Raw genomic sequence first — 310 nt, 5'->3', positions numbered from 1 at the left:
AGTGGGCGCAGATCGACGACGCGCTCGCGCGCGGGCACGTGGTGGTGCTGCAGGGCGAGCCGGGCATCGGGAAGTCGCGGCTGGTGCAGGAGTACCTGGCGGCGGCGGGCGGCGGGATGTACTTCGAGTGCCGTCCGGGCGACGACGGGCTGCTGTACGGCTCGAACGTGCGCTTCTTCCGTCAGCTGCTGACGTCGCTGCCGGAGCTGCCGCTGGACGGCTGGGTGCGCCGGGAGCTGGCGCGGCTGCTGCCGGAGCTGGGGGACGCGCCCGCGCCGATCTCGAACGACGAGGAGAAGGCGCGCTTCTT

The 310-nt window shown here is 72.9% G+C and carries 1 protein-coding gene; it reads left to right on the top strand.

The genetic code is table 11. The features are described from left to right. Positions 1-310, top strand: a 310-nt coding sequence (locus DEIPI_RS40160; RefSeq protein ID WP_045234587.1) for an AAA family ATPase, incomplete at both ends; no start/stop codon positions are given.

The sequence above is a fragment of the Deinococcus pimensis DSM 21231 genome, assembly GCF_000519345.1.
Classification (GTDB): Bacteria; Deinococcota; Deinococci; order Deinococcales; family Deinococcaceae; genus Deinococcus_A; species Deinococcus_A pimensis.
The sequence above is the reverse complement of the archived record's forward strand: the minus strand, read 5'-3'. Positions and strand labels throughout refer to the sequence as shown.